The sequence below is a fragment of the Maribacter sp. ACAM166 genome, assembly GCF_005771495.1.
In the GTDB taxonomy this organism is placed as follows: Bacteria; Bacteroidota; Bacteroidia; order Flavobacteriales; family Flavobacteriaceae; genus Maribacter.
The window spans coordinates 1-2,006 of the sequence record NZ_VAUW01000088.1; the positions used below are offsets into that span (position 1 = coordinate 1).

At 33.0% G+C, this 2,006-nt stretch carries 2 protein-coding genes; both read left to right on the forward strand.

All coding sequences use genetic code 11. The annotated features are described in order from the left end of the window. Nucleotides 1-144 precede the first annotated feature (144 nt). Nucleotides 145-1,086, forward strand: coding sequence for a stage 0 sporulation family protein (locus tag ES765_RS21430; protein WP_138116567.1), 942 nt, complete (start codon nucleotides 145-147; stop codon nucleotides 1,084-1,086). 14 nt (nucleotides 1,087-1,100) lie between these two features. Beyond that, nucleotides 1,101-1,553, forward strand: coding sequence for an OsmC family protein (locus tag ES765_RS21435; protein ID WP_138116569.1), 453 nt, complete (start codon nucleotides 1,101-1,103; stop codon nucleotides 1,551-1,553). Nucleotides 1,554-2,006: the final 453 nt, after the last annotated feature.

A 2,006-nucleotide genomic window follows, 5' to 3' on the forward strand; every position in this document is an offset into this window, starting at 1 on the left:
AAAAACGCTGTTAGAATTACAAGAAGCTTATAATATGCTGATAGGAATTGATGAAGATGAATTTTGATCGTTTCCTGGTTTTTTATTAAACAGAGATTTTAAACGTTCATACACTCTCGAAAGGGAATTAAAATATAGGTTAATATGGATAATTATTCAACAGAAGGTTCTTCTGTTTCTGGTGGCGTCAAAAGTAAAGGCTCGTGCCTTACGTATGGTTGTAGTCAGTCAGATGTATATGATTGGATGGCGGATATTGTTATGCCTCCTAATTATAAAGTTTGCAATATTGTAGAGATAAAATTCAAAGGATCCCGAAAGGAATTCTATCTTAATCTTCAAAATATATATTTCAAAAGTGGAGAATTGGTTGTTGTAGAGGGCAATATGGGTGGTCATGATGTTGGACATGTTTCCTTAACCGGTGAACTAGTAAGTATGCAGCTCAAGAAAAAGAATGTGCGTACGGAGGAAGTAGTTAAAAAAATCTATCGCCGAGCCACTCCTGTTGATGTAACTAAATGGAAGCTTGCCAAAGAGATGGGATTAGATACTTTGTATAAAGCACGGGGTTTAGTTAAAGAGCTTGGCTTATCTATGAAATTAACCGATGTAGATTATCAGGGCGATATATCTAAAGCCACATTTTATTACACCGCCAAAGGACGTGTGGATTATCGGGAGTTAATTAAATACCTGTCCAAAGCCTTTCATATACGCGTTGAAATGCTTCAAATTGGGATGCGTGAGGAAGCGAATCGCATTGGTGATATTGGTCCTTGTGGAAGTTATATATGCTGTCATACTTGGTCTACTAATTTTAAAACTGATTCTCCTTTTGCGACTCGTTATCAAAATTTTTACAAGCGAGATACTTATAAATTTGAATGCTACATCAACGATGAGACGTTGAATAAAGACGGTAGTAAATTGGATGATTTGAAGGATAAAACGCAAAAAAAAATAGTTTCCAAGGTCTTTTTTTATGAAAATGTTGTTGGTCAGGATAGCATAACTCGTTTTGATACTAAAACTAATAAGCGTAAAAAAAGCCATAATAAACACAAACCGAAAAATTATATTTAATACATTAAAAAAACATGTCAGAACATAAGGTTAATTTAAGTTGGAATAATGAGTCAGAAGATTTCTCTTATAAAAAGTATGATCGTACGCATAGCTGGAAATTCGAAGGCGGTACTGTTGTTAAGGCATCTGCCGCTCCTGAATATCTTGGTAAAAAAGAATTTGTAAACCCTGAAGAATCTTTTGCCGCCGCTTTGGCAAGTTGCCACATGCTCACCTTTCTAGCTGTCGCGTCAATGAAAAAATACATCATAGAAATTTATGAAGATAATGCAGTAGCTATATTAGAGAAAAATGAAAAATCAAGAATGACAATAACAAAACTTTATTTGAGGCCAAATATAACCTTTATAGGAGATAACATTCCAGATAAAACTATAATAAATGAAATGCACCACCGTGCACATACAGAATGTTTTATTGCAAACGCGGTTTTAACCGAGATAATTATTGAACCGGTATTTTGATTGAATATAAACGAGTTATATATCTATTTTTTATTTTAAATAAAAAATAGATTTAAGTGGTTGTTTTGGAGCAAAGTGGTTTTAAACGTTATTTGTTTTGCTTTATTTGAACTTTTTCTATTGGTTTTTTGTCATTTAGAGAAAAATCTGGTAGCCCAAATATTGTAGTCTTTTGTTTTGATCCATAGTTCGGTTTCATGGGAAGTTAACAAACGACAAATAAAAACTAGACTAGGCTTGGTCTTAACCAGAAGCTTTGTATACTTTTATAAAGGCACAAAATCTTATTTGTTTAGTTTTATTCACAAAATATAAATCGAAAAAATAAGATTATGCTTAGTGGGTAGCGGTAAGAAATCGTTTGTTTAGCCATCCAGGTTTTACTTAAAACATTAGCAAAGTTCAATTAAGGCTAATTCCTACTTATTTGAACTAGTATAATTAATCCCACCC

What these genes read in the sequence shown, in the direction of transcription:
- ES765_RS21430 (WP_138116567.1), top strand. Translation starts at nt 145, where the DNA reads ATGGATAATTATTCAACAGAAGGTTCTTCTGTTTCTGGTGGCGTCAAA.
- ES765_RS21435 (WP_138116569.1), top strand. Translation starts at nt 1,101, where the DNA reads ATGTCAGAACATAAGGTTAATTTAAGTTGGAATAATGAGTCAGAAGAT.